Below are 22,367 nucleotides of genomic sequence, written 5' to 3'. Positions count from 1 at the left end.
GCTTGCCAGTCGGCGCGGCCTTCCACGTCATGGCGGGGTCGAACCAGATCGTCAGAGAGCCGCGGCGCTTGAGCGCTGGGTTATAGGCGGGCCAGTTCCTGGTCTTGTAGATCGGGGGTGTCGGTCTGCTCATGCAGTCAAGCTACCACGCTGGATTCACGAGATGAATCCCTCACGCGATTTGTGCAACAGAGCCCCTGCGCCCGGTTCTGGCCAGGATCCGGGGCTGATCCCCCCCCGGCGCGCGTTGCCGTGCGCCGGTAACGCCTGCCCGCGGGCACCCCGAGGGCCGCGGCATGGGGCAGGCGGCTCATGCCGGATGCGGGATCGTGACGCCATGCGGGCGGATGCGCAGGGCGCGCAGCGCGTTCAGGATCACGGCGACGTCGATCGCCTCCTGGATCAGGGCGCCCTGCACCGGGGTCAGATAGCCGAAGGCCGCGGCGATCATGCCCAGAACCGACAGGCCGATCCCGGCGACCACGCTTTCCAGCGCGATCCGGCGCGACCGGCGGGCGATTTCGACCCCCGGGGCGATGCGGTCGATCCGGTCCACGAGCAGCACGACATCCGCCGCCTCGGCGCTTGCCGCCGCGCCGCGCGCACCCATGGCGACGCCGACATCGGCGGCGGCAAGCGCCGGTGCGTCGTTCACGCCGTCGCCCACCATCATCACGGGGCCGTTCCTGTGCTCGGTCAGCACCAGAAGCACCTTTCCGTCCGGCGTCAGGTCCGCGCGGATGCCGTCGAGGCCCAATCCCTCGGTCACGCGCCGCGCCACGTCGCCGCGGTCGCCGGTGGCGAGCAGGATGCGCGAGATGCCCTGACGCCGAAGGCTTGCGAGCATCTCGCCCGCCCCCTCGCGCAGGGGGTCGGACAGGAGCAGATGCCCGGCCATGCGGCCATCGACCGCCACGGCCACCATCACCGAACCTGCCGCCGGCTGCGGGGGATCGCCCGCAGTCCGGCCCACGCGCCCCGCGACAAAGCCGTCGCCGCCGACGATCACCCGACGGCCGTCGATGGAACCGATGACGCCATCGCCGGGGATTTCGACCACATCCGCCGGGATGGGCAGGGTCAGCCCCTTCGCCCTGGCGGCGGCGACGAGGGCCTGGGCGAAGGGATGCTTGGACGCTTGCTCCACCGCCGCGGCAAGGCGGAGGATGTCGTCGGCCGCCATGCCGTCATGGCTGTCGATGGAAACGATCTGCGGCCGCCCGTCGGTCAGCGTTCCGGTCTTGTCGAGGATCAGGGTGCGGATCCGCGCCATCGCCTCGAGCGGCCCGGCGCCCTTCACCAGCACCCCGAAATGCGCGGCGCGCGACAGCCCCGCGACCAGCGCCACCGGCACGGCAAGGATCAGGGGGCAGGGCGTGGCCACGACCAGCACCGCCACGGCCCGGATCGGATCGCCGGTGAACCACCAGGCGGCAAGGGCGATGGCGAGCGTGACGGCCAGAAAGCCCAGTGACCAGCGATCCGCCAGCCGCGCCATCGGGGCCTTCGACCTTTGCGCTTCCTCGACCAGACGCACGATCCCGGCATAGGTGCTGTCCTTCGCCCCGTGCGTCGCCACCAGATCGAACGCCTCGCCTGCGTTGGTCGATCCGCTCAGGGCATCCGCGCCGCGTTCCAGCCGTACCGGCAGGGATTCGCCCGTAAGCGCCGAGGTGTCGAGGAAGGCCCTGGCCGCCGCGATCCGCCCGTCCACCGGCACGACATCGCCCTGCCGGATCAGCAGGCGGTCGCCGGGGACGAGTTCATCCAGCGGCACCTCTTCCAGCCTGCCGTCGCGGTGGCGGGTCGCGGTCCGCGGCACGCGCGACAGAAGATCGCGCATCTCGCGCCGGGCGCGGCCTTCGGCGAAGCTTTCAAGGAAAGTGCCGCCCGAATACATCACGGCGACCACCGCGGCCGCCAGCGTCTCGCCGAATGCCAGCGCCGCCGACATCGAAAGGGCGGCCACGATGTCGAGCCCCACTTCGCCCCGCGCCAGACTGCGCAGGATCTCGACCACAAGCGCCGCCAGAACGGGCACGACCCCGGCGAACCAGACGGTCTGCGCCCGTTCGGGATGCCCGCCGAGATAAAGGGCCAGACCCGCCGCAAGACCCGCAAGGGCGATGGCGAGAAAGAGTGTCTTGAGCCGGTCTGTCTGTGCGCGATCCACGGTCCCATCCCCGACGACCGGGGCCATCGCCGCAGTCTTGCATGAAAACAGGCGGCCAACCGGGCGGGCCGGCACACCGCCTTCATCATCGCGCAGAAGGCACGGGGCGTCGAGATCGGTGCGCGGCGAAGGGGGGCCTTTCGGTCCGTCAGAAGATGAAATCGGCCGCCGCGACGCTGGCGACACCGGTGAGTTCGATGGCGAAATCGGCCACGCCGTCGCCATCCAGATCGCCCATGACGGACCCCTGCGCAACGTTGAAGCGGACCTGCCCGGCCACCCCGGTGAAGCCCCCGGTGCCGATGAAGGCCATGCCGTCCTGCATGGCGCCCAGGTGGATCTTGTCGGTGCCCGACACGAAATCCCCGATCACGTCGCGCCCGCCGCCCGCGCCGGCCTCTGCCGCGGTGCGGAACACGAACTGGTCCGCCCCCGCGCCGCCGAACAGCAGGTCCTTGGCCAGCCCGCCGAGCAGCCGGTCGTTGCCCGCGCCGCCGTAGAGCGTATCGGCCCCGCCGCCGCCGGCCAGCACGTCGTTGCCGCCATCGCCATAAAGGGCGTCGTTCTGCTGGCCGCCATAGAGTTCGTCGGCCAGACCGCCGCCGCGCAGGGTGTCGTTGCCCGCCTCGCCCCGCAGCACGTCTTCGCCCTGACCGCCGATCAACTGGTCGTTGCCCGCGCGCCCGCTGAGGGTATCGTTCCCCCCGTTGCCGGTGATGGTGTTGTTGCCTGCGGTGCCGGTGATCTGGTCGTGGCCGTCGCCGGTGATGACATTCTCGAAATTGATGAAGCTCTCGTAGCTGAAATTGGTGGCGCCGGTCGCGAGGTCGATGACATAGGCGCCGGCGAACAGCTGCGTGTCGAGCGTGTCGATGCCCCCGCCGCCGTCGAGCATTTCGGGAACGAGGCCGCTGGAAAGACCGGCCGACATCAGATCGTTGCCGGCGCCGCCGAAATAATGCCCCTCGCCGCTGGAAACGATCGTATCGTTGCCGCCCTTGCCATAGACGGACTGATCGACGCTTTCGGCGCCCCGGAGGGTGTCGTTGTCCGCCCCGCCATGGATCGCGATGGAGGTGGCCCCGGTGATCGCGCCGCCCAGATAGACGAAGCCGCCGGTGCCGCCATCGTTGCCGACCGTATCGACGAAGATCGAAAGCGCACCGCCGACCGAGATCGCCGCCGATGTCCGCAGGCTGTCGCCGGCGCGCAGTTCGAGCGAGCCGGTGGTGGCGATCCCCGCGTTCACCGCGATGTCGCCGCCGCTGCGCAGCACCAGATTCGCCGCGTTGGCCGGCGAGATTGCGGAACTGACGGTGATCTGGCCGGTAAGATTGTTGCCGATGCTGAGGGTGGGCGCAAAGATGCGGTCGAGTTCCGCATCGGAAAGCTCGAGCGCGAAGGCGCCATCGCCTGCACTGCCGAGCCAGATCTCGCGGCCGGCGGTGGCGGTGGCGATCCTCACCTGACCGGCGGCGGCACCGATGCCGGACGCAGCGTTGATGAGGACGCGATCCGCGTTCACGACCACATCGCCGGAATTGGACGCGATCGGCTGCGCGGAACCTATGGATGCCGGATCGACGATGAGCGCGCCGTTCGCGCCGGTGGTCAGGATCACATCCGCGCCCGCGGTGCCGTTGGCGAAGATGCTGCCATCCGCGCCGGTGATGCTGCGCACATGGATGTTGCGGCCCGCCGTGATGGAGACGTTTCCCCCCGTTCCGGCGCCGAAATCGTCCGAGGCGAGATCGGCGAAGCCGTCGATGAGGAAATCGCGGCCCGCGGTGATGACGATCCTGCCCCGTGCGCGCACATCGTTGTCGAAGTTGGCACCGATGATGCCGAAGGCGACGTCGCGGCCCGCCTCGAGCGTGATGTTGCCGCCGGGCGCCGCAATCGCATCGCTGTTGACGACGCCGAGGATATCGGAATCGAACCCTTCGGCGATCAGCGTGACGTTCCCGGAGGTGGAGCCGCCGCGAACCGATTCGAAACCGGTCTCGTCGCCGAGCAGGATGCTGCCGACGTTGGTCAGGGTTATATTGCCCGAGGTCACGACCTGAAGGCCCGCGACATCGTTGCTTGCCCCGCCGATCTGGACGGCGCCGAAATTGCGGATGTTGATGCCGCCCGTGACGGTTCTCGCCTCCATCATCGAGGTCTGGGTTTCCATCGCGTTGCCCGCCGTGCCGATGCCGGTGCCCGCACCGAACACGAGCGTGCCCGCGACGATATCCGCGCCCGGATCGCTGCCGAGTTCCCGGATGCTGCTGTTCGCCGCCAGCGTGACAGTGGCGTTGGTGCGCACATTGCCGATGGTGATCGTCTCGGGCGAATTCGCCGCCGAGGTCAGGTTGCCGACCGTGAGGTTCGCATTGCCGAGCGTATCGGTCAGGTTGAGCGTCAGATTGACCCCCGGCGCGCTGGCGGTGAAGCCGAGGTCGTCCGCCGGATGGGCAAGCGTGAAGATGACGGTCCCCGTTCCGTCGCGGATCACCGACATGTTGTTGCCGGGAATGCCGTCGTCAGCGAGCGTGTAGCTGTCGGCGAGCGTGAAAATCAGATTGAGCGGCATGGTCGCCTCTCCTCCGCAACGGTGGTCCCGCCACCACGGCCGTTCGTTCGATCTGTCTGCCTGTCCGGTATCCGACGCCGGTCCGGCGAAACAGGATGCCTGTCGTCCCCGGTCGATACACCGGCCCCGAATCTACGCCCGGTCGGGGCGAGTCGGCAAGAGAGGGCGCGCGCTCCGGTGCGGCGCGGGCCGTCCGTCCCGGCTGAAACCAGCCGGGGCGCGGCACGGCAGAGGGGGCCGTCCCCCGGCGGTCCTGCCTGTCGGCGAAGGGGCATTGTCACTGCCCCAAGGGACAACGCCCCCGCCGCGCTGTCCCTAGCGTCGAGGCATCTTGGGGGGGCTGCCGCGCCTTCCGCCAGAACCAAAGACCGTGCGGCCAGAACCCGCGCCCTGCGGCACCGGGAGGAAGATCATGAACGATTTCGGCATCATCGGTGTCGCGCCGACGATCAATGTCGCGCTCCAGACCGGGCCGCGCCAGCTCGAACTGACCAAGCTGCCGCGGCCGCGCATCGACCGGGCGGGCGGCGCCATCGTCCGCATCGAGGCATGCGGGATGTGCGGTTCCGACATCGAGCAGTATTCCGGCCACCACAGCTATGCCGCCTTCCCCTATGTTCCCGGCCACGAACCGGTCGGCGTCATCGACGAAATCAGCGCGGAATCGGCGTTGAAATGGGGCGTCAAGGTCGGCGACCGCGTGGCGATAGAGCCGGTGCTGTCCTGCGGCCATTGCGAGCATTGCAAGACCGGGCACAAGCTTCTGTGCGAGGATACCTCGGTTCTCGGCCTGACCAGCACCTCGGTGGAACCGGGCATCCTCGGCGCCTATGCCGAATACATGTACCTTCCCAAGGATACCATCGTGCACCGGATCGCGCCGCATGTCGCGCCATCGACCGCGGTGTTGTTCAATCCGCTCGGCGCGGGCATCCGGTGGGGCGTCACCGAGACGGATCTGGCCATCGGCGAGACGATCGTCATCCTCGGCTGCGGCCAGCGCGGCATCGCCGCCACCATCGCCGCCAAGGCCGCCGGTGCCGGAAAGATCATCGTGACCGATGTCGAAAGGGCCCACAACAAGCTGGAAACGGCGCTGGCGATCGGGGCCGACCATATCGTCGTCGCCGACAGGCAGGATGTGATCGCAGAGGTCGGGCGGCTGACCGGCGGCCGCATGGCCGATGTGGTGCTGGATGTCACCGCCGCGACGCAGCCGCTTGCCGATGCCATCGACCTCGTGCGGCGCGGCGGCAGGATCGTGATCGGCGGCGTGAAGGGGGCGGACAAATCCATCCCGCTGTTCATGGACCGGCTGACATTGCGCTCGGTCACGCTGAAGGGCGTGTTTTCCGTCGACACGCGCGCCTATCGCCAGGCACTGAACATGATCGAGGCCGGCAACGCCCGGGCGTCGGCCTTCAGCACGCAAGCCTTCCCGCTGGCGGCCACCGAGGAAGCCATCCATCGCCTGGCGGGATGGGACGGCAAGACACCCGCCATCCATGTCATGATCGACCCTTGGGCCTGAGGCCGGAAGGGTCTTCCCGATCCGCCCCGTTCGACGGGCCCGCCCTGAGGGCGGAAAGGTTCGAGGAACGCCGGCCTCTCCGCCATATCGGGCAGGCGGGAAGGCAGGCCGGTTGTCGGCGCTTCGGCCATATTCCGGCTCGATCCGCGGCGTGTGGAGGGAAGGCAGAAGCGCAGCCCCAGGACAGGCGTGTTTCCTGATCGGGCCGGATGCATGTCGGGAAGATGGTGGCGGAGAGACAGGGATTCGAACCCTGGGTGGAGTCACCCCCACAACGGTTTTCGAGACCGCCCCGTTCGACCGCTCCGGCACCTCTCCGCGTCGGTGGTCCGGGCGGTGTTTACTCAAGGCGGCGGGGGCTTGCAAGACGGATTTTCGTGGCGGCGGGCCGCCGGTCGCGGGGGGCGCGGGTCACGGCGCTTGGCACCCGGGCGGGGGTGGGGTAGGACTGGGCATGCCCCCGGAAATGAGTGCCATGCTGACGCGACTCGCCCTGCCGTTGCTGCTGCTGATCCTCGCCGCGCTGCCCGTGGCGGCGGAACCGCGGCTGGTCGGCCCCCTGCTTGCCGCGCAGGATTTCGACCGGCTGATCGCCATCATGCGGCAGGAGGGCATCGACCACGGCCACGAGCTGGAGGCCGAGTTCTTCGCCGACCCCGGCGGGGCGCGCTGGCGGGCGGCGGTCGAGACGATCCACGATCCGGCGCGGATGAAGGCCATCGTCACCGAGGTGCTCGACCGCGAGATGACGGGGCACGAGGCCGATCTGGCCGCCGCCACGGCCTTTTTCACCGCCGACCCGGGGCGGCGCATCGTCGCGCTGGAACTGTCGGCGCGCGAGGCGCTGATGGACGACGCCACGCGCGAGGCCGCCGAACTCGCGTTCGAGGAGATGCAGGCCGGCGGCACGCCGCGGGTGATGCTGCTCGACCGTTTCGTCGAGGCGAACGACCTGATCGACTCGAACGTCTCGGATGCGATGAATTCCAACCTCGCCTTCTACCGCGGCCTTCTGGCGGCCGGGGGGCTGGACCCGGGGGTAGCCGAACGCGACATGCTGTCCGATCTCTGGGCGCAGGAACAGCAGATCCGGGATGAAGCCGTGGTCTGGGTCTATCCCTATCTGGCGATGGCCTATGACACGCTGACGGACGCCGAATTGCGGGCCTATATCGACTTCAGCCAGACGCCCGCGGGCCAGCGGCTGAACCGGGCGCAGTTCGCGGCCTTCGGCGCGCTGTTCGCGGTGCTGTCGCACGACCTGGGGCTGGCGGTGGGAAAGCAGTTGCAGGGCCAGGACATCTGAGCAGCGCCCGACTCGGCCTTGACTCGGGGGGGTGTTTCGCGGATAAGCGCGCATCCCGGCGGGCCTTTCGGTTTCGCCGGGCTTTCAGTGATGACGCCGCAAGGCGCGCTGTCCGAAGGCATTGAACGCCGGTGTCGCGCCGGGGCCGCAGGACGCGGAAGCAAGAGAAGGAAAGACCCATGTTCGCGGTCCTCAAGACGGGCGGCAAGCAATACAAGGTGCAGGCGGGCGACGTTCTGCGCGTGGAAAAGCTTGCGGCCAATGCTGGCGACAAGATCCAGTTCAACGAGATCCTGATGGTCGGCGGCGATACCGTGACCGTCGGCGCGCCGCTGGTGGCCGGGGCCGCCGTGCAGGCCGAGGTGATCGATCAGATCAAGGGCGAGAAGGTCATCCATTTCGTCAAGCGCCGCCGCAAGCACAGCTCGCAGCGCACCAAGGGCCACCGCCAGCAGCTGACGCTGCTGCGCGTGACCGACATCCTGGCCTCGGGCGCCGAAGCCTCGGGCGTCGCGGCTGCCACCGGCGCCGCCGATGCGCGCCGCGCGGCCCACGAAGCCCCCGCCGCGAAGGAGTAACAGACCATGGCACACAAGAAAGCTGGCGGTTCTTCCCGCAACGGCCGCGATTCCGCCGGCCGCCGTCTCGGCGTCAAGCTCTACGGTGGCGAAGCCGCCGTCCCGGGTAACATCATCGTGCGCCAGCGCGGGACCACCTGGTTCCCGGGCAATGGCGTGGGCATGGGCCGCGACCACACCATCTTCGCCACCGTCGAGGGCAAGGTGACGTATCGCAAGGGCCTCAAGGGCCGCACCTTCATTTCGGTCCTCCCGGTCGCGGAGGCTGCCGAGTAAGCCGAACCTTTACAAATGGGTTGTAACGGGGGATCGGCGGGAAGGCCGGTCCCCCGTTCCGTTTCCGGGCATGCCGCCCGGTTGCGGCGCCAGTCTTGCCGCCCCAGATAGGGGCAAAGGCCAACCCGGTCTTTCGCTTCGGAGGAGGAAGCCATGAAGATCGAGACCATCGCTGAAGCCCAACCCGTGATCGCGGCGGAGCGTTTCGTCCTGCGCCCGCCGCGAAAATCGGACATGGGGCTGATCGCGATGTACACGGCCGACCGCCGCGTGGCAGAGGCCACGCGATCCATCCCCCATCCGCTGCCCCCCGGCGCGACAGAGGCGTTCATCGCCCGCGCCACCGCCCCGAATCGGGTGGAGGACGCCTGGGTGCTGGACGGGTCGGCGCATGGCTCGTCGGAGGTGCTGGGGGTGATCGCGCTCAAGGCGATGGACCGCGGGCAGTCGGAAATCGGCTATTGGGTCGCGCCCGCCTTCTGGCAGACGGGGCTTGCGTCCGAGGCCCTGCGCGCGCTGATGGCGGCGAATCCGCAGGGGCTGCGCACCGTCTTTGCCGAGGTGTTTCAGGACAACCCGGTGTCCGCGCGGGTGCTGACGAACTGCGGGTTCGAATATCTGGGCGATGCCGAAACCTTCTGCGTGGCACGCAACGCCCGGGTGCCGACCTGGACCTATCTCAAGAAGCTCGGCTGAGGCGGGGCGCGCGTCTGCCCGGCGCAGGTGCGGATGGAGGGGGCGGCGCCGGGGCGCTGCCCCGGACCCCGGGATATTTAAGGACAGAAAGTGAAGATGCCCTGCTTTCCGTGAAGGAGCGCCCTGTTCATTTTCTGTCCGCAAGTATCCCCGCCGGAGGCGCAGCCATCCGCCCGGCCAACCGCAGCGGGAAAGGGCCCGGTTCCTGCGCAAATGCCCGCCGCCGGTCTGCCCGGGCTTGAACCCCGGCGCGACTGGTTCTATCGCCTGTTCATCCCCAAGCCGCAAAGGCCCGCCATGAAGTTCCTCGATCTCGCCAAGGTCTATATCCGTTCGGGCGGCGGCGGCGGAGGCTGTGTCAGCTTCCGGCGCGAGAAGTTCATCGAGTTCGGCGGCCCCGATGGCGGCGACGGCGGCAATGGCGGGTCCGTCTGGGCCGAGGCGGTGCCGGGCCTGAACACGCTGATCGACTTTCGCTATCAGCAGCATTTCTTCGCCAAGAACGGCCAGCCCGGCATGGGCAGCCAACGCACCGGCAAGACCGGCGACGACATCGTGCTGCGCGTGCCCGTGGGCACCGAGATCCTCGAGGATGACGAGGAAACCCTGATCGCCGACCTGACCGAACCCGGCCAGCGGGTGTTGCTGGCCAAGGGCGGCAATGGCGGTTGGGGGAACATGCAGTTCAAGTCCTCGACCAACCGCGCCCCTTCGCGCGCCAATCCGGGGCAGGAGGGGGTGGAGCGCACGATCTGGCTGCGGTTGAAGCTCATCGCCGATGCCGGGCTGGTGGGGTTGCCCAATGCCGGCAAGTCGACCTTCCTTGCCGCGACCTCGAACGCCCGGCCCAAGATCGCGGATTATCCCTTCACCACACTGGTGCCGAACCTCGGCGTCGTGGGGGTGGACGGCAAGGAATTCGTGCTGGCCGACATCCCCGGCCTGATCGAGGGCGCGTCCGAGGGGCGGGGGTTGGGCGACCAGTTCCTGGGCCATGTCGAACGCTGCGCGGTGCTGCTGCATCTGGTGGACGGCACGTCCTCGACCATCACCAGGGATTACCGCACCATCGTGGCGGAGCTGGAGGCCTATGGCCACGGCCTTGCCGACAAGCCGCGCATCACCGCGCTGAACAAGGCCGATGCGCTGGATGCCAAGACCCTGTCCACCCGCCGCCGGGCGCTGGAAAAGGCCAGCGGCGGGCAGGTGTTCGTGTTGTCCGCCGCCACCGGCAAGGGGGTGACGGAGGTGCTGCGCGCGCTCTGGGCCGAGATACGGGACGAACGCGCCGAACCCGAGGAGGACGCGCCGTGGCAACCCTGACGCAGGCGGCCGCGCCCGATGTGCGGGCGGCGCGGCGGCTGGTGGTCAAGATCGGGTCGGCCCTGCTGGTGGATCGCGCCAGCGGTCTGCGGGTGGACTGGCTGCACGGGCTTGCGCAGGACGTGGCAGAGGCGCGGGCGCGGGGGGCGGATGTGATCCTCGTCTCCTCGGGGTCCATCGCGTTGGGGCGCCGGGTGCTGGGCCTGTCCGATGGCCCGCTGCCGCTGGAACAGAGCCAGGCCGCCGCGGCGGTGGGCCAGATCCGGCTGGCCCGCGCCTATGAGGAGGTGCTGGCCCCCCATGGGATCCTTTCGGCGCAGATCCTCGTGACGCTGGAGGATACCGAGGACCGCCGCCGCTACCTCAACAGCCGCGCGACGATGGAAACGCTGCTGGCGCTCGGCGTGGTGCCGATCGTGAACGAAAACGACACCGTGGCGACGGACGAGATCCGGTTCGGCGACAACGACCGGCTGGCGGCGCAGATCGCGGTGACGGTGGGGGCGGATCAGCTTGTGCTGCTGTCGGATGTGGACGGCTTCTACACCGCCAATCCGAAGGAAGACCCTTCGGCGACGCGGTTCGAGGTGGTGGAAACCATCACCCCGCAGATCGAGGCGATGGCGGGCGATCCGGTTTCCGGCTTTTCCAAGGGCGGGATGAAGACGAAACTTTTGGCCGCCAAGACCGCCGTCGCGGGCGGCTGTGCGATGGCGATCATGGAAGGGTCGGTCGCGCGGCCGCTGTCGGCGCTGGCGCAGGGGGCGAACCGGACGTGGTTCCTGCCCATGGGCGACCCGCAGGTGGCGCGCAAGCGGTGGATCGCGGCGATGAAGCCGCGGGGCGACATCATGGTCGATGCCGGTGCGGTGGCGGCGCTGGCGCAGGGCAAGTCGCTGTTGCCCGCCGGGGTGCTGGCGGTGTCGGGCGCCTTCGGGCGGGGCGATCCGGTGTCGGTCGTGGGGCCGGACGGGGCGAGCCTCGGCAAGGGCCTCGTGCGCTATACGGCGGCAGAGGCGCGGGCCATCGCCGGCCATCGGTCGGGCGAGATCGGGGCGATACTGGGCTATCCGGGCCGCGCGGCGCTGATCCACCGCGACGATCTGGTGGTGTGACGGGTTTTCGGAAAAGGAACGGGACGATGCTGGACAAGGGTGACGTGACGGCGCTGATGCAGGGGCTCGGGGCTGCGGCCCGCGCCGCGGCGGCGGAGCTCGCCTTTGCCCCGCCGGAGGCCAGGCGCAAGGCGCTGGAGGCCGCGGCGGATGCCGTCTGGGCCCGGCGGGCGGAAATCGTCGCGGCGAATGCGCTCGACATGGACTATGGCCGCGACAAGGGCCTGACCGCCGCGATGCTGGACCGGCTGATGCTGGACGAGCCGCGCATTCAGGGCATCGTCGCCGGCCTGCGGGCGGTTGCGGCGCAGAAGGACCCGGTGGGCGAGGTCATCACCGAATGGGACATGCCCACGGGCCTGCATATCCGCCGCGTGCGCACGCCCATCGGCGTGGTCGGCGTGATCTATGAAAGCCGCCCCAATGTGACGGCGGATGCCGGTGCGCTCTGCCTGAAATCCGGCAATGCGGTGATCCTGCGGGGGGGCAGCGAAAGCTTCCATTCCTCGACCGCGATCCATGCCTGCATGGTCGATGGCCTGCGGGCGGCGGGCCTGCCCGAGGCGGCGATCCAGCTGATGCCGACGCGCGACCGTGCGGCGGTGGCGGCGATGCTGCGCGCGGTGGAATTCATCGACGTGATCGTGCCGCGCGGCGGCAAGGGGCTGGTGGGGCTGGTGCAGGCAGAGGCGCGGGTGCCGGTCTTTGCCCATCTGGAAGGGATCTGCCACATCTACCTCGACCGTGCGGCGGATGCCGAAAAGGCGCGCCGCGTGGTGCTGAACGCCAAGACGCGGCGCACCGGCATCTGCGGGGCGGCGGAATGCCTGCTGATCCACCGCGATCTTGTGGGGGGTCTTGGCGCGCAGGTGGTGGCCGATCTGGTCGCCGCCGGGGTCGAGGTGCGGGCGGGCGAGGGGCTGCACCACCTGCCGGGCGTGGTGGCCGCGCAGCCGGACGATTTCGGGCGCGAGTTTCTGGACCGGATCATCGCCGCCGCGGTGGTCGATGACGTGGACGGCGCGATCGCGCATATCCGCCGCTATGGGTCCAGCCATACCGAGGCGATCCTGACCGAGGACGACGCGGCGGCCGACCGGTTCTTCACCCGCCTCGACAGCGCGATCCTGATGCGCAACGCCTCGACCCAGTTCGCGGATGGGGGCGAATTCGGGATGGGGGCCGAAATCGGCATCGCCACCGGCAAGCTGCACGCGCGCGGGCCGGTGGGGGCGGAACAGCTGACGACGTTCAAATACCTCGTCACCGGGGATGGCGCCGTCAGGAGTTGATCCTCAGTCGCCCGGCGTCAACCGCCGGGCGATCTGCCGCAGCATGCCGTGCAGCGTCTGCACATCCGCCCGGGTCAGCGGCAGCCGGGCCCACATGCTGCGCAGGTTCAGCTTCATGTTCGGGGCCTTCTCGGGCGGGAAGAAGAAACCCGCGGCCTCCAGCCTCTCTTCGAAATGATCGCCGAGGCGTTCGACCTCGATCCCGGTGGCCAGATCGACCTCGGGCACCGGGACCGCGCCTTCGGTCTGCCGCCGCCATTCATAACCCGCCAGCAGCACGCATTGCGCGAGGTTGAGCGACGGAAACGCCGGGTTCACCGGCACGGTGACGATGGCATTGGCCAGCGCCACATCCTCGTTTTCCAGCCCCGTGCGTTCGGGGCCGAAGAGGAACCCGACCTTCTTGCCCGCTGCCGCAAACGCGCGCGCCTCTGCCATCGCGGCTTCGGGGGTCAGCACGGGTTTGGTCAGCTCGCGCGGGCGGGCGGTGGTGGCGTAGACATAGTGGCAATCGGCCAGCGCCGGGGCCAGCGCGGGAAAGACCCCCGCGTGATCCAGAAGCCGCCCCGCCCCGCTGGCCATCGCCACGGCCCTGGGGTTCGGCCAGCCGTCGCGGGGGGCGACGATGCGCATCCCGTCCAGCCCGAAGTTCAGCATCGCCCGCGCGGCGGCGCCGATGTTTTCGCCCATCTGCGGGCGGACAAGCACGAAGGTCGGCGGGATCATGGCGGGCCCCTGATGGCGTTGGGCGCGGGCATACGGCGGCGCGCGGCGAATGGCAACGCATGGGGCGATGGTCAAGCGCGGGAATCACCGCTATGACAGCCCGAAGATGGACATGGAGCCCAAGGAATGGCCGACGCCGAACGCCCGCAGCTTTACCTCGTCACCCCGCCGGATTTCGCGCTGGACAGCTTTCCCGACCGTCTGGCGGCGGTGCTGGACGGGGCGGATGTCGCCTGCCTGCGCCTTGCGCTCGCCACCGGGGACGAGGACCGCGTGGCCCGCGCGGCGGATGCGCTGCGCGAGGTGGCCCATGCCCGCGACGTGGCGCTGGTGATCGAGAAACATGTCCTTCTGGTCGAACGCCTCGGGCTTGACGGGGTGCATCTGACCGATGGCGCGCGGTCGATGCGCAAGGTGCGCAAGGATCTGGGGCAGGACGCCATCGTCGGCACCTTCTGCGGCGCGACGCGGCACGAGGGCATCAACGCGGCAGAGGCCGGGGCGGATTACGTGACCTTCGGCCCCGTGGGCGCGACGCCGCTTGGCGACGGGACCGTGGCGGGGCGCGATCTGTTCGAATGGTGGTCCGAGATGATCGAGGTGCCGGTGGTGGCCGAAGGCGCGCTGACGCCTGCGCTGGTCGAAAGCCTTGCCCCCGTTACCGATTTCTTCTGCATCGGCGAAGAGATCTGGCGCGAGGGTGACGCACTGGTCGCGCTGCGCCGGCTGCTCGCCCCGCTCGGCTGACCGGGCGGCGTTCCGCCCCTCGCGCAGGGGACATATGCGCATCCGCCGCTTTCTACGATGCCGCCATCAGGGCAGCCGTATGAAGGGGAAAAGATGCTCAGGGATGTGGTCATCATCGGCGAGGGGATGATGCGGCGCGAGGATCTGTTCGCGCAGGGCCTGCGGGCCGCGCGCGGGTTCGACGCGATGGGATGGGGCGAGGGCGATGCGGTCGCGCTGTTGATGCGCAACGACTTTCCCTTTTTCGAGGCCAGCCGCGGCGCCTCGACCATCGGGGTCTATCCGGTGCCGCTGAACTGGCACAACAAGTCCGACGAGATCGCCTATGTGCTGGCGGATTCGAAACCCCGCGCCATCGTCGCGCATGCCGACATCCTGCTTGGCGTCGCCGATGCGATCCCGCCGGGGATGGAGGTCTTTCTGGTCCCGACCGAGGGCAACACCCCCGACACCTGCCCCGCGCTGGCAGAGGCGCGGCGGGCCTTTCCCCATGCGCGTGTCTGGACCGAATGGGTGGCGGGATTCGCGCCCTGGGACCAGCCGCCCCGCCCCCCGCGCGAGGCGATCCTTTACACCTCGGGCACCACGGGGCGGCCCAAGGCGGTGCGCAAGCCCGCGATGAACGCCGATCAACTGGCGCAGTTCGTCAAGTTCCAGCGGCTGGTGTTCGGCATCGGGCCGGGCACGCGGGCGCTGGTTCTGGGGCCGCTTTATCACGCGATGCCCGACGCATCGGGCCGCGCCGCGGTGAACGAGGCCGACATCGCCGTCCTGCTGCCCCGGTTCGACGCCGAAACCGTGCTGAAACTGATCGACGAACACAAGATCACCCATGTCGCCATGGTGCCCACCCATTTCGTGCGGCTGCTGAAGCTGCCCGAAGAGGTGCGGCGCAAATACGATATGTCCTCGCTGCGCAAGGTCAGCCATACCGGGGGCCCGTGCCCGCCCGAGGTCAAGCGCCAGATGATCGACTGGTGGGGGCCGATCATCGGCGATGTCTATGGCGGCACGGAAATGGGCGTGACCTTCTTTGCCTCGTCGGAGGACTGGCTGCGCCATCCCGGCACCGTCGGCCGGCCGCTGGAGGGCACGCGCTATGCCATCGTCGGCCCCGAAGGGCAGGATCTGCCCCCGGGCGAGGTGGGCGAGATCTATGCCCGCAACGCCGCCTATGGCGATTTCACCTATGTCGGGCGCGACGACGACCGCCGCGCCTGCGAACGCGACGGGCTGATCACCATCGGCGACGTGGGCTATGTCAACGCGGACGGCTATCTGTTCCTCTGCGACCGCAAGCGCGACATGGTGATTTCCGGCGGCGTGAACATCTATCCGGCGGAAACCGAATCCGTCCTGCTGACCCATCCCGAGGTGCAGGACTGCGCCGTCTTCGGCATCCCCGACGACGAGATGGGCGAAACCCTGATCGCCGCCGTCCAGCCCCGCCCCGGCGCCAGCCCCGATGCCGAGGCGCTGCGCGATTTCCTGCGCGCCCGGCTGACCGGCTACAAGGTGCCGAAACGGATCGAGTTCCACGCCAGCCTGCCGCGCGAGGACAGCGGCAAGATCTTCAAGCGCAAGCTGCGCGATCCCTACTGGCAGGGCCGCACGCGGCAGATCTGAGGAAACATGCGATGACAGAGATACCCGAGGGGCTGGAGGCGCGGGTCCAGTGGCTGGTCGACCGCGAGGCGATTCGCGAACTGACCGCCGCCTATACCCGCTGCGTGGACGAGGGCGACTTTGCCGCCTGGGCCGAACTGTTCACCGAGGACGGGGTCTACATCACCCCCGAACGGCGCGTGCCCAAGGCGGAACTGGCGGCCTTCGGGGCCGAGATCCTGAAGGATTATTCGATCTGCCAGCATCTTCTGGGCCAGCATGCGATCACCATCGACGGCGATACCGCCCGGGGACGCATCTACTATGCTGGTTTCCACGTGCTGCGCGGGGGCGACCCCGGGCGGCATGCCGATATCGGCGGCTGGTATTTCCACAGCTACCGCCGCACGCCGCAGGGCTGGCGTTTCGCCAAGGTCGGCGGGCGGCTGGTCTGGGCCTCGGGCGAGCGGTTCCCCTATCTCGACATGATCGGCCCCAAGGATTAGGCCGGATCGGGATCCGGCCCATGGTCTGGCCGGGCGACGGCACGCGCCTTCGCCAGCCAGAGCGGCGCGGCCGAATCTCGATGGGCCCCGGCCACGCGAAACACCCTGCGCCGGACTGTTGCCCGGCGCAGGGTCAGGTCCGGGAGGGAGCAGCCCCGAACCGAAAAGCCACGCCCCCGGAGGTGCAGTGCGCGGCCGATCCGGGCATACTGGGGGGCCCGGTGCCGCGGCCCGAAAATGCGGACCTGACGGCGGGAACACCCGCAGTGCGGTGCGAGCGTTCTACCTAAGGTTGCATACCCCGTGCAGCTTTGCAACGGGATTGCGCCGCCCTGGCCGCATCCCGCCCATCCAGCGGCCCCGGCCCGGCAGCCCTTTCCGCCCGCCTGTCCCGCAGGGTGGGGACTTTCCGCCAGCGCCGCCCGTGATTGCCTGACGCAACGTCCCCCAGGCATGAAAGGATCGCCCTGATGAGCCGCATTTTCGGAGACGTCTGCCAGGCCGGCTACATCGTCCGCGACTTCGACGCCGCCTTGCGCCACTGGACCGAAAAGCTCGGCATCGGGCCGTGGTTCATCCGCGACGGGCTGGTGTTCGGCGATTTCACCTATCGGGGCGAACCCTGCGGGGTCGATGTCACGGTGGCGCTGGCCAACAGCGGGCCGTTGCAGGTGGAACTGATCACCCCCAAGAACGACGCGAAATCCGTCTACAACGACTTCCTCGCCTCGGGGCGCGAAGGGTTCCACCATTTCGGCATCATGACGATGGACTTCGACACCGTGACCGCGCGCGCGGCGGCGATGGGCATGGCGCCGATCATGTCCTGCACCGTGGGCAGCCCGGCGCGCATCCATTTCTACGAACCCGGCGGGCCGGATGACGTGATGATCGAACTGATCGAGGGCACCCATGGCAAGGCCGAGGTCTTTGCCCGCATCCGCGAGGCCGCGGTGGGCTGGGACGGCACGCGGCCCTGGCGGGATTTCAGCGAACTGCGATAGGGGAGGCGGGAATGCGTCAGATACTCTGGCCCGGGGTGCTCGGGTCGCTGGACTATGCGGTGCAGGTGCAGATCGCGCAGGCGGCGGGATTCGACGGGCTGACGATCAGCCCGCTGACGGTGCGCCAGCTGGCCGACCGGGGGCTGGATGCGGCGGCGATCCGGGGGATCGCGGCGGACCGCGGGGTGGCGCTGACGCATCTGGACGGGATGACCAGCTGGGCCCCGGTCTGGCTGCCCCCGCAGGATTCGCCCATGTATGCCCGCTATCACGCGCGGTTTTCGTTCTCGGCCAGCGAGTGTCTGGACATGTGCGGGGCGCTCGGGCTCGGCCGGCTGGTGGCGGTGCCGATGTTCGGCCACGGCACGCTGCCGATGGACGAGGTGATCGCGGCCTTTGCCGCCTTCTGCGCCCGCGCCGCCGATCAGGGCGTGGTGGTGGAGCTTGAGTTCATGCCCTATGCCGGGCTGCGTACGCTGGCCGAGGCGCTGGCGGTGCTGGAAGGCGCGGGGGCGGCGAATTCGGGGCTGGTGCTGGATACCTGGCACCTGTGCCGCGCGACGCAGGATCTGGAGGCCGATCTGGCGCTGCTGGCCCGCCATCCGGGGCGGTGCACCGCGCTGCAACTGGCCGATGCCCGCGATGCGGCGCGGCCTGCGGACCCGTTCGCCGACCTGACCGCCAACGGCCGCGAACTGCCCGGCGAGGGCGCGCTGCCCGTCGCCCGTATCACCGCCGCCGCCCTGCGCAACAACCCGGCGCTGGACAGCATCGGGCCGGAACCGTCGAGCGCCCATTACCTCGACCTGCCGCCGGCCGATCTCGGCCGCCGGGCGGGCGAGACGACGCGCGCGGCGCTGGCAGCGGGGCGGGCCCTGACGTGAGCCTGACATGAGTTTGCCGCGTGCCACGCTGGCCGCGGTCATCAGCCTGTCGCTCGCCAATTTCGGCGTGGCGCTCAGCGCCTTTCTGATCGTGGGGATCCTGCCGCAGATGGCGGGCGACCTCGGCGTGTCGGAGGCGGCGATGGGGCAGGTGTTCACCCTTTACGCCGCGGTCTATGCGGTCGCCTCGCCCCTGCTGGTGACGGTGACGGGGCGGTTGCCGTGCCGGGTGCTGCTGCTGGCCTCGCTTGGCCTGATCGCGCTGGCGGGGGTGGTGTCGGCGCTGGCCGACGGCATCGGGATGGTGCTGGCGGGCCGGGTGCTGGCGGCCTTCGGGGCGGCGCTGTGTTCGCCGGTCGCGGCCTCGGTCGCCTATGCGGTGGCGCCGGCGGGCGAACGCGGGCGGGCGCTGTCCATCGCCTTTGCCGGGTTCCAGATCGCGCAGGCGGCGGGGGTGCCGCTGGCCGTGCTGGTCGCGGGGCTGGCGGGCTGGCCCGCGGCCTTCTGGCTGGGGGTGGTGGTGGTTCTGGCGGCGATGGCGGCGATCCGCGTCACGCTGCCCGCGCGGGTGGATACGCCGGTGCCGACCTTCGCCGGGCTGCGGCTGGCGCTGCGCGACGGGCGGGGGCTGGCGATGGTGTCGATGACCATGCTGCACATCACCGCGATGTGCGTGGTCTATACCTATCTTGCGCCGCTCGCCCTGCGCCATGGCGCGCATGAGGGGCTGCCGGTCGGTCTTTACGGCCTGGGCGGCATCGGGGCGAGCCTGTTTCTGGGCGTGGTGATCGCGCGGCTCGGCCCGGCGCGGGTGCGGTTCGGCATCGCCGCCTCGCAGCTGGTGTTCCTGCCGCTGTTTTCCCTGCCGCTCTTGACCGGGGCGCCGATGGGGGCGGCGGCGATCGGGGGGCTGACGCTGCTGTGGTCGGCCTTCGGGGTCGGGTTTCTGGTGCCGCAGCAGGTGCTGCTGGTGGAACGCATGCCGGAGCGCGGGACGATCATGCTGGGGCTGAACGCGACCTCCAACTACCTCGGGCTGGCCTTCGGGGCGGCGATCGGGGGCGGGGTGATCAGCCTTCTGGGCCTCGACTGGCTGGGTGTCGGCGCGGTGGCCTGCGCCGCGGTGGCGCTGACCGCGCTGGTGATCAGCGAGCGGCAGTGGCGGTAGCTGTTCGATCCTATGATTTTTCTGGCGAAGGCGCGTGCCTTCGCCATCGCGATACAAGTTGAGTTGCCCCGGCCGGGGGCCCGAAGCCCCCGGCCAGCGCCCGCCCCGCCCATGGCGGGCGCTTCTCGCCCGCCGGGGCAGGCGCTGTCCTGGCCGGGTTTCCCGGCATCACCGCTCCTACTGCACCGCCGCGCGACGGGCGGGGGAAACGCGGTGCGTTTCCTGATCCCGCCCGGCCCGATGCGTGATGCAAATCTCGGGCGGCCCTCACACCCCGATGGGCATGAACTCCGGTGAACGGACCACGGGCCGCGGCGCCGTCAGTTCCCGCCAGGTGGACAGCGCGCGGCTGACCGCCGGGAAGGCCGGGCGGGTGACGTGCCGGCCGCGGCCGGGCTGCGGCGCATCCACGCCCGGCCCCCAGACCACATCCCCGCGCGACAGCGTGTAGCGCGGCAGGCCCGTCACCTTCCATCCCTCGAACACGTTGTAGTCGATGATGGATTTCTGCGTGGCGGCGGCGATGGTCTTGCCGGCCTTCGGATCCCACACCACCAGATCGGCATCCGTCCCCACCATCACCGCGCCCTTGCGGGGATAGATGTTCAGGATCTGCGCGATATTGGTGGAGGTGATCGCGACGAATTCGTTCATCGTGATCCGCCCCGTTTCCACCCCATAGGTCCACAGCAGGGGCATCCGGTCCTCGAGCCCGCCGGTGCCGTTGGGGATGCGGGTGAAATCGCCGCGCCCGGCCTGTTTCTGTTCGGTGGTGAAGGCGCAGTGGTCGGTGGCCACCACATGCAGCGACCCGGCGGCAAGGCCGGCCCACAGGCTGTCCTGATGCTTGCGGTCGCGGAACGGCGGGCTCATCACCCGCTGCGCGGCATAGTTCCAGTCGGGGTCGTTGTAAACGCCTTCGTCCAGCAGCAGGTGCTGGATCAGCGGCTCGCCCCAGACACGGGTGCCCGCCTGCCGCCAGCGGCGGATGGCCTCGTGCGCCTCTTCGGACGAAGTATGAACGATGTATACCGGAACCCCGGCCGCATCGGCGATCATGATGGCGCGGTTCGTCGCCTCGCCCTCGACCGCGGGCGGGCGGGAATAGGCGTGGGCCTCGGGGCCCCGGTTGCCCTCGGCCAGCAACTGTTGCTGAAGGCTCGCCACCATGTCGCCGTTCTCGGCATGCACGAAGGGCAGCGCGCCAAGATCGCGGCAGCGGCTGAAACTGGCGAACATCTCGTCGTCGTTCACCATCAGCGCGCCCTTGTAGGCCATGAAATGCTTGAAGGTGTTGACGCCCCGGTCCACCACCGCGGCCATGTCGTCAAAGATCCGTTCCGACCAGCCGGTGACCGACATGTGGAAACTGTAGTCGCAACTGGCCTGCCGGGTCGCGCGTTCCAGCCAGGTGTCCAGCGCGGGCAGCATGCCGCCCTCGCCGGGGATGATGTGGTCCACCACCAGCGTCGTGCCGCCCGACACGGCGGCGAAGGTGCCGCTTTCCCAGGTTTCGGCGGTGACGGTGCCCATGAAGGGCATTTCCAGATGCGTATGCGGGTCGATGCCGCCGGGCATGACATAGGCGCCCTCGGCGTCGATCACGGTGTCGCCCTTCAGGTCCGGCCCGATGGCGGTGATGACCCCGCCTTCGACCAGCACATCGGCGGCATAGGTCCGGTCGGCGGTGACGATGGTGCCGCCCTTGATCACGGTGCTCATGGTCAGGTTCCTTTCATTCCGCCGGGGGGATGGCGCCGGTGCGCTCGACGATCAGCTTGTAGGCCTCGGGGCGGCGGTGGAGCGCGAAGTTGAAGATCGTCTCGCGGTACGCCTTGCCCATGTCGAGGTCGCATTTCGCGGTGATCACCTCATCCTCCACGGTAAAGGCCTGCGCCACGATCTCGCCCGACGGTGCGACGATCACGCTCTGCCCGCCCATTTTCGAGCCTTCCTCGGTGCCGCATTTGGCGGTGCCCACGACCCAGGTGGCGTTCTGGTAGGCGCCGGCCTGCATGGACAGGTGGTTGTGGAACAGGGTCAGGCTGTTCACCGCCTCGTGCCCGGTATGGTCGAAGGGGGTGTTGTAGCCCAACATGACCATTTCCACCCCTTGCAGGCCCATCACCCGGTAGGTTTCGGGCCAGCGGCGGTCGTTGCAGATGCACATGCCCATCACCCCGCCGAAGCCGCGATAGACGGGAAAACCCATGTCGCCCGGTTCGAAATACCGCTTTTCCAGATGCTGATGGGTGCGGCCGGGTTGCGGTTCCTTGTGGCCGGGCAGGTGGACCTTGCGGTATTTGCCAATGATCCTGCCCTTCTGGTCCACGATGATCGAGGTGTTGAAGCGCCGCTTCACCCCCCCTTCCATCACCAGTTCCGCATAGCCGATGTAGAACCCGATGCCGAGCCTTGCGGCCTCGTCGAACAGCGGCTGCGTTTCGGGGCCGGGCATTTCGGCCTCGTAATAGCTGTCGAGTTCGGCTTCGTCCTCGATCAGCCAGCGGGGAAAGAAGGTGGTCAGCGCCAGTTCGGTAAAGACCACCACTTCCGCGCCGCGCGATTTCGCCTCTCGCATCATCTCGATCAGGCGGCGGACGGTATCCTTGCGGGTTTCGGACCGCGCGATCGGCCCCATCTGGGCCGCTGCGGTGACGAGGTATCGTGACATGGTTCCCCCTGTTGTTCGCTGGTTTGGTGCCGAGTGTGTACTGTAGACATTCATTGTCAACCGCAGCGCGCGGCCGAGGTGTCGCATGTGACCGGAAAATGATCTGCATCAAGCCGTTAAGATGTATCCGCGGCGCGTGATTTGGCGTTGTCACAGATCACGGGGACTGTTCCCCCCGCCGGTTT

Annotated in this window: 19 protein-coding genes, 1 tRNA gene and 1 pseudogene; 14 read left to right on the top strand and 7 right to left on the bottom strand. The window is 69.0% G+C overall.

Annotated elements, in window-relative coordinates; genetic code table 11:
- The 3 genes and pseudogenes from RGD00_RS13685 to RGD00_RS13675 all read right to left on the bottom strand — a co-directional run.
- Positions 1-133, bottom strand: a pseudogene (locus tag RGD00_RS13685) (IS5/IS1182 family transposase); the annotation flags it as partial.
- 177 nt (positions 134-310) lie between these two features.
- Positions 311-2,173, bottom strand: a complete 1,863-nt coding sequence (locus RGD00_RS13680) for a heavy metal translocating P-type ATPase (RefSeq protein WP_310457897.1) — start codon at positions 2,171-2,173, stop codon at positions 311-313.
- A gap of 148 nt (positions 2,174-2,321) precedes the next feature.
- The gene (locus RGD00_RS13675) at positions 2,322-4,751 is read right to left on the bottom strand and encodes a calcium-binding protein (protein WP_310457896.1); all 2,430 of its coding nucleotides are present in this window, start codon (positions 4,749-4,751) and stop codon (positions 2,322-2,324) included.
- Positions 4,752-5,163: 412 nt separating this feature from the next.
- Between RGD00_RS13675 and RGD00_RS13670 the strand changes: the two genes are divergently transcribed.
- Positions 5,164-6,282, top strand: coding sequence for a zinc-dependent alcohol dehydrogenase (locus tag RGD00_RS13670; protein WP_310457895.1), 1,119 nt, complete (start codon positions 5,164-5,166; stop codon positions 6,280-6,282).
- A 228-nt stretch (positions 6,283-6,510) separates the two neighbouring features.
- Here the strand turns inward: RGD00_RS13670 and RGD00_RS13665 are convergent.
- A tRNA-Ser gene (locus tag RGD00_RS13665) sits at positions 6,511-6,600 on the bottom strand.
- A gap of 157 nt (positions 6,601-6,757) precedes the next feature.
- Here RGD00_RS13665 and RGD00_RS13660 point away from each other — a divergent pair.
- From RGD00_RS13660 to RGD00_RS13630, 7 genes are all read left to right on the top strand, one after another.
- On the top strand, positions 6,758-7,588 hold the full coding sequence (locus RGD00_RS13660) for a DUF2059 domain-containing protein (RefSeq protein WP_310457894.1): 831 nt from the start codon (positions 6,758-6,760) through the stop codon (positions 7,586-7,588).
- A gap of 179 nt (positions 7,589-7,767) precedes the next feature.
- Positions 7,768-8,166 (top strand): 50S ribosomal protein L21, encoded by a 399-nt coding sequence (gene rplU / locus RGD00_RS13655; RefSeq protein ID WP_310457893.1) that lies wholly within the window; start codon positions 7,768-7,770, stop codon positions 8,164-8,166.
- Positions 8,167-8,172: 6 nt separating this feature from the next.
- Positions 8,173-8,442: a 50S ribosomal protein L27 gene (gene rpmA / locus RGD00_RS13650; RefSeq protein ID WP_310457892.1), complete on the top strand. Its 270-nt coding sequence runs from the start codon at positions 8,173-8,175 to the stop codon at positions 8,440-8,442.
- Positions 8,443-8,595: 153 nt separating this feature from the next.
- On the top strand, positions 8,596-9,138 hold the full coding sequence (locus RGD00_RS13645) for a GNAT family N-acetyltransferase (protein WP_310457891.1): 543 nt from the start codon (positions 8,596-8,598) through the stop codon (positions 9,136-9,138).
- 297 nt (positions 9,139-9,435) lie between these two features.
- A complete protein-coding gene (gene obgE / locus RGD00_RS13640) occupies positions 9,436-10,461 on the top strand; it encodes a GTPase ObgE (protein ID WP_310457890.1) in 1,026 nt (341 codons plus the stop codon).
- A complete protein-coding gene (gene proB, locus RGD00_RS13635) occupies positions 10,449-11,576 on the top strand; it encodes a glutamate 5-kinase (RefSeq protein ID WP_310457889.1) in 1,128 nt (375 codons plus the stop codon). Before obgE ends, proB begins: the two co-directional genes overlap by 13 nt.
- A gap of 29 nt (positions 11,577-11,605) precedes the next feature.
- A complete protein-coding gene (locus RGD00_RS13630) occupies positions 11,606-12,868 on the top strand; it encodes a glutamate-5-semialdehyde dehydrogenase (RefSeq protein WP_310457904.1) in 1,263 nt (420 codons plus the stop codon).
- Positions 12,869-12,871: 3 nt separating this feature from the next.
- On the opposite strand, the gene RGD00_RS13625 is transcribed toward RGD00_RS13630, so the two are convergent.
- Positions 12,872-13,594, bottom strand: a complete 723-nt coding sequence (locus RGD00_RS13625; protein ID WP_310457888.1) for an RNA methyltransferase — start codon at positions 13,592-13,594, stop codon at positions 12,872-12,874.
- Positions 13,595-13,720: 126 nt separating this feature from the next.
- On the opposite strand from RGD00_RS13625, the gene RGD00_RS13620 reads away from it, so the two are divergent.
- The 6 genes from RGD00_RS13620 (at position 13,721) to RGD00_RS13595 (ending at position 19,508) form a co-directional block, all read left to right on the top strand.
- On the top strand, positions 13,721-14,341 hold the full coding sequence (locus tag RGD00_RS13620; protein WP_310457887.1) for a thiamine phosphate synthase: 621 nt from the start codon (positions 13,721-13,723) through the stop codon (positions 14,339-14,341).
- Positions 14,342-14,434: 93 nt separating this feature from the next.
- Positions 14,435-15,967 (top strand): AMP-binding protein, encoded by a 1,533-nt coding sequence (locus RGD00_RS13615; RefSeq protein ID WP_310457886.1) that lies wholly within the window; start codon positions 14,435-14,437, stop codon positions 15,965-15,967.
- 11 nt (positions 15,968-15,978) lie between these two features.
- Positions 15,979-16,452, top strand: a complete 474-nt coding sequence (locus RGD00_RS13610; RefSeq protein ID WP_310457885.1) for a nuclear transport factor 2 family protein — start codon at positions 15,979-15,981, stop codon at positions 16,450-16,452.
- Positions 16,453-16,922: 470 nt separating this feature from the next.
- Positions 16,923-17,456: a VOC family protein gene (locus tag RGD00_RS13605; protein WP_310457884.1), complete on the top strand. Its 534-nt coding sequence runs from the start codon at positions 16,923-16,925 to the stop codon at positions 17,454-17,456.
- An 11-nt stretch (positions 17,457-17,467) separates the two neighbouring features.
- Positions 17,468-18,340, top strand: coding sequence for a sugar phosphate isomerase/epimerase family protein (locus RGD00_RS13600; RefSeq protein ID WP_310457883.1), 873 nt, complete (start codon positions 17,468-17,470; stop codon positions 18,338-18,340).
- 7 nt (positions 18,341-18,347) lie between these two features.
- The gene (locus RGD00_RS13595) at positions 18,348-19,508 is read left to right on the top strand and encodes an MFS transporter (RefSeq protein ID WP_310457882.1); all 1,161 of its coding nucleotides are present in this window, start codon (positions 18,348-18,350) and stop codon (positions 19,506-19,508) included.
- Positions 19,509-19,775: 267 nt separating this feature from the next.
- On the opposite strand, the gene hydA is transcribed toward RGD00_RS13595, so the two are convergent.
- Together hydA and RGD00_RS13585 are read right to left on the bottom strand one after the other, a co-directional pair.
- A complete protein-coding gene (gene hydA, locus RGD00_RS13590) occupies positions 19,776-21,230 on the bottom strand; it encodes a dihydropyrimidinase (protein ID WP_310457881.1) in 1,455 nt (484 codons plus the stop codon).
- Between the two features lie 13 nt (positions 21,231-21,243).
- Entirely contained in the window at positions 21,244-22,182 is a 939-nt protein-coding gene (locus RGD00_RS13585; protein ID WP_310457880.1) for an N-carbamoyl-D-amino-acid hydrolase, read from the bottom strand.
- Positions 22,183-22,367: the final 185 nt, after the last annotated feature.

It is taken from the genome of Ruixingdingia sedimenti (assembly GCF_031432425.1).
Classification (GTDB): domain Bacteria; phylum Pseudomonadota; class Alphaproteobacteria; order Rhodobacterales; family Rhodobacteraceae; genus Ruixingdingia; species Ruixingdingia sedimenti.
The sequence above is the reverse complement of the archived record's forward strand: the minus strand, read 5'-3'. Positions and strand labels throughout refer to the sequence as shown.

Coding starts and splice junctions, on each gene's coding strand:
- RGD00_RS13675 (WP_310457896.1), bottom strand. CDS start 4,751: ATGCCGCTCAATCTGATTTTCACGCTCGCCGACAGCTACACGCTCGCT.
- RGD00_RS13670 (WP_310457895.1), top strand. CDS start 5,164: ATGAACGATTTCGGCATCATCGGTGTCGCGCCGACGATCAATGTCGCG.
- RGD00_RS13660 (WP_310457894.1), top strand. CDS start 6,758: ATGCTGACGCGACTCGCCCTGCCGTTGCTGCTGCTGATCCTCGCCGCG.
- rplU (WP_310457893.1), top strand. CDS start 7,768: ATGTTCGCGGTCCTCAAGACGGGCGGCAAGCAATACAAGGTGCAGGCG.
- rpmA (WP_310457892.1), top strand. CDS start 8,173: ATGGCACACAAGAAAGCTGGCGGTTCTTCCCGCAACGGCCGCGATTCC.
- RGD00_RS13645 (WP_310457891.1), top strand. CDS start 8,596: ATGAAGATCGAGACCATCGCTGAAGCCCAACCCGTGATCGCGGCGGAG.
- obgE (WP_310457890.1), top strand. CDS start 9,436: ATGAAGTTCCTCGATCTCGCCAAGGTCTATATCCGTTCGGGCGGCGGC.
- RGD00_RS13625 (WP_310457888.1), bottom strand. CDS start 13,594: ATGATCCCGCCGACCTTCGTGCTTGTCCGCCCGCAGATGGGCGAAAAC.
- RGD00_RS13620 (WP_310457887.1), top strand. CDS start 13,721: ATGGCCGACGCCGAACGCCCGCAGCTTTACCTCGTCACCCCGCCGGAT.
- RGD00_RS13615 (WP_310457886.1), top strand. CDS start 14,435: ATGCTCAGGGATGTGGTCATCATCGGCGAGGGGATGATGCGGCGCGAG.
- RGD00_RS13610 (WP_310457885.1), top strand. CDS start 15,979: ATGACAGAGATACCCGAGGGGCTGGAGGCGCGGGTCCAGTGGCTGGTC.
- RGD00_RS13605 (WP_310457884.1), top strand. CDS start 16,923: ATGAGCCGCATTTTCGGAGACGTCTGCCAGGCCGGCTACATCGTCCGC.
- RGD00_RS13600 (WP_310457883.1), top strand. CDS start 17,468: ATGCGTCAGATACTCTGGCCCGGGGTGCTCGGGTCGCTGGACTATGCG.
- RGD00_RS13595 (WP_310457882.1), top strand. CDS start 18,348: ATGAGTTTGCCGCGTGCCACGCTGGCCGCGGTCATCAGCCTGTCGCTC.
- hydA (WP_310457881.1), bottom strand. CDS start 21,230: ATGAGCACCGTGATCAAGGGCGGCACCATCGTCACCGCCGACCGGACC.
- RGD00_RS13585 (WP_310457880.1), bottom strand. CDS start 22,182: ATGTCACGATACCTCGTCACCGCAGCGGCCCAGATGGGGCCGATCGCG.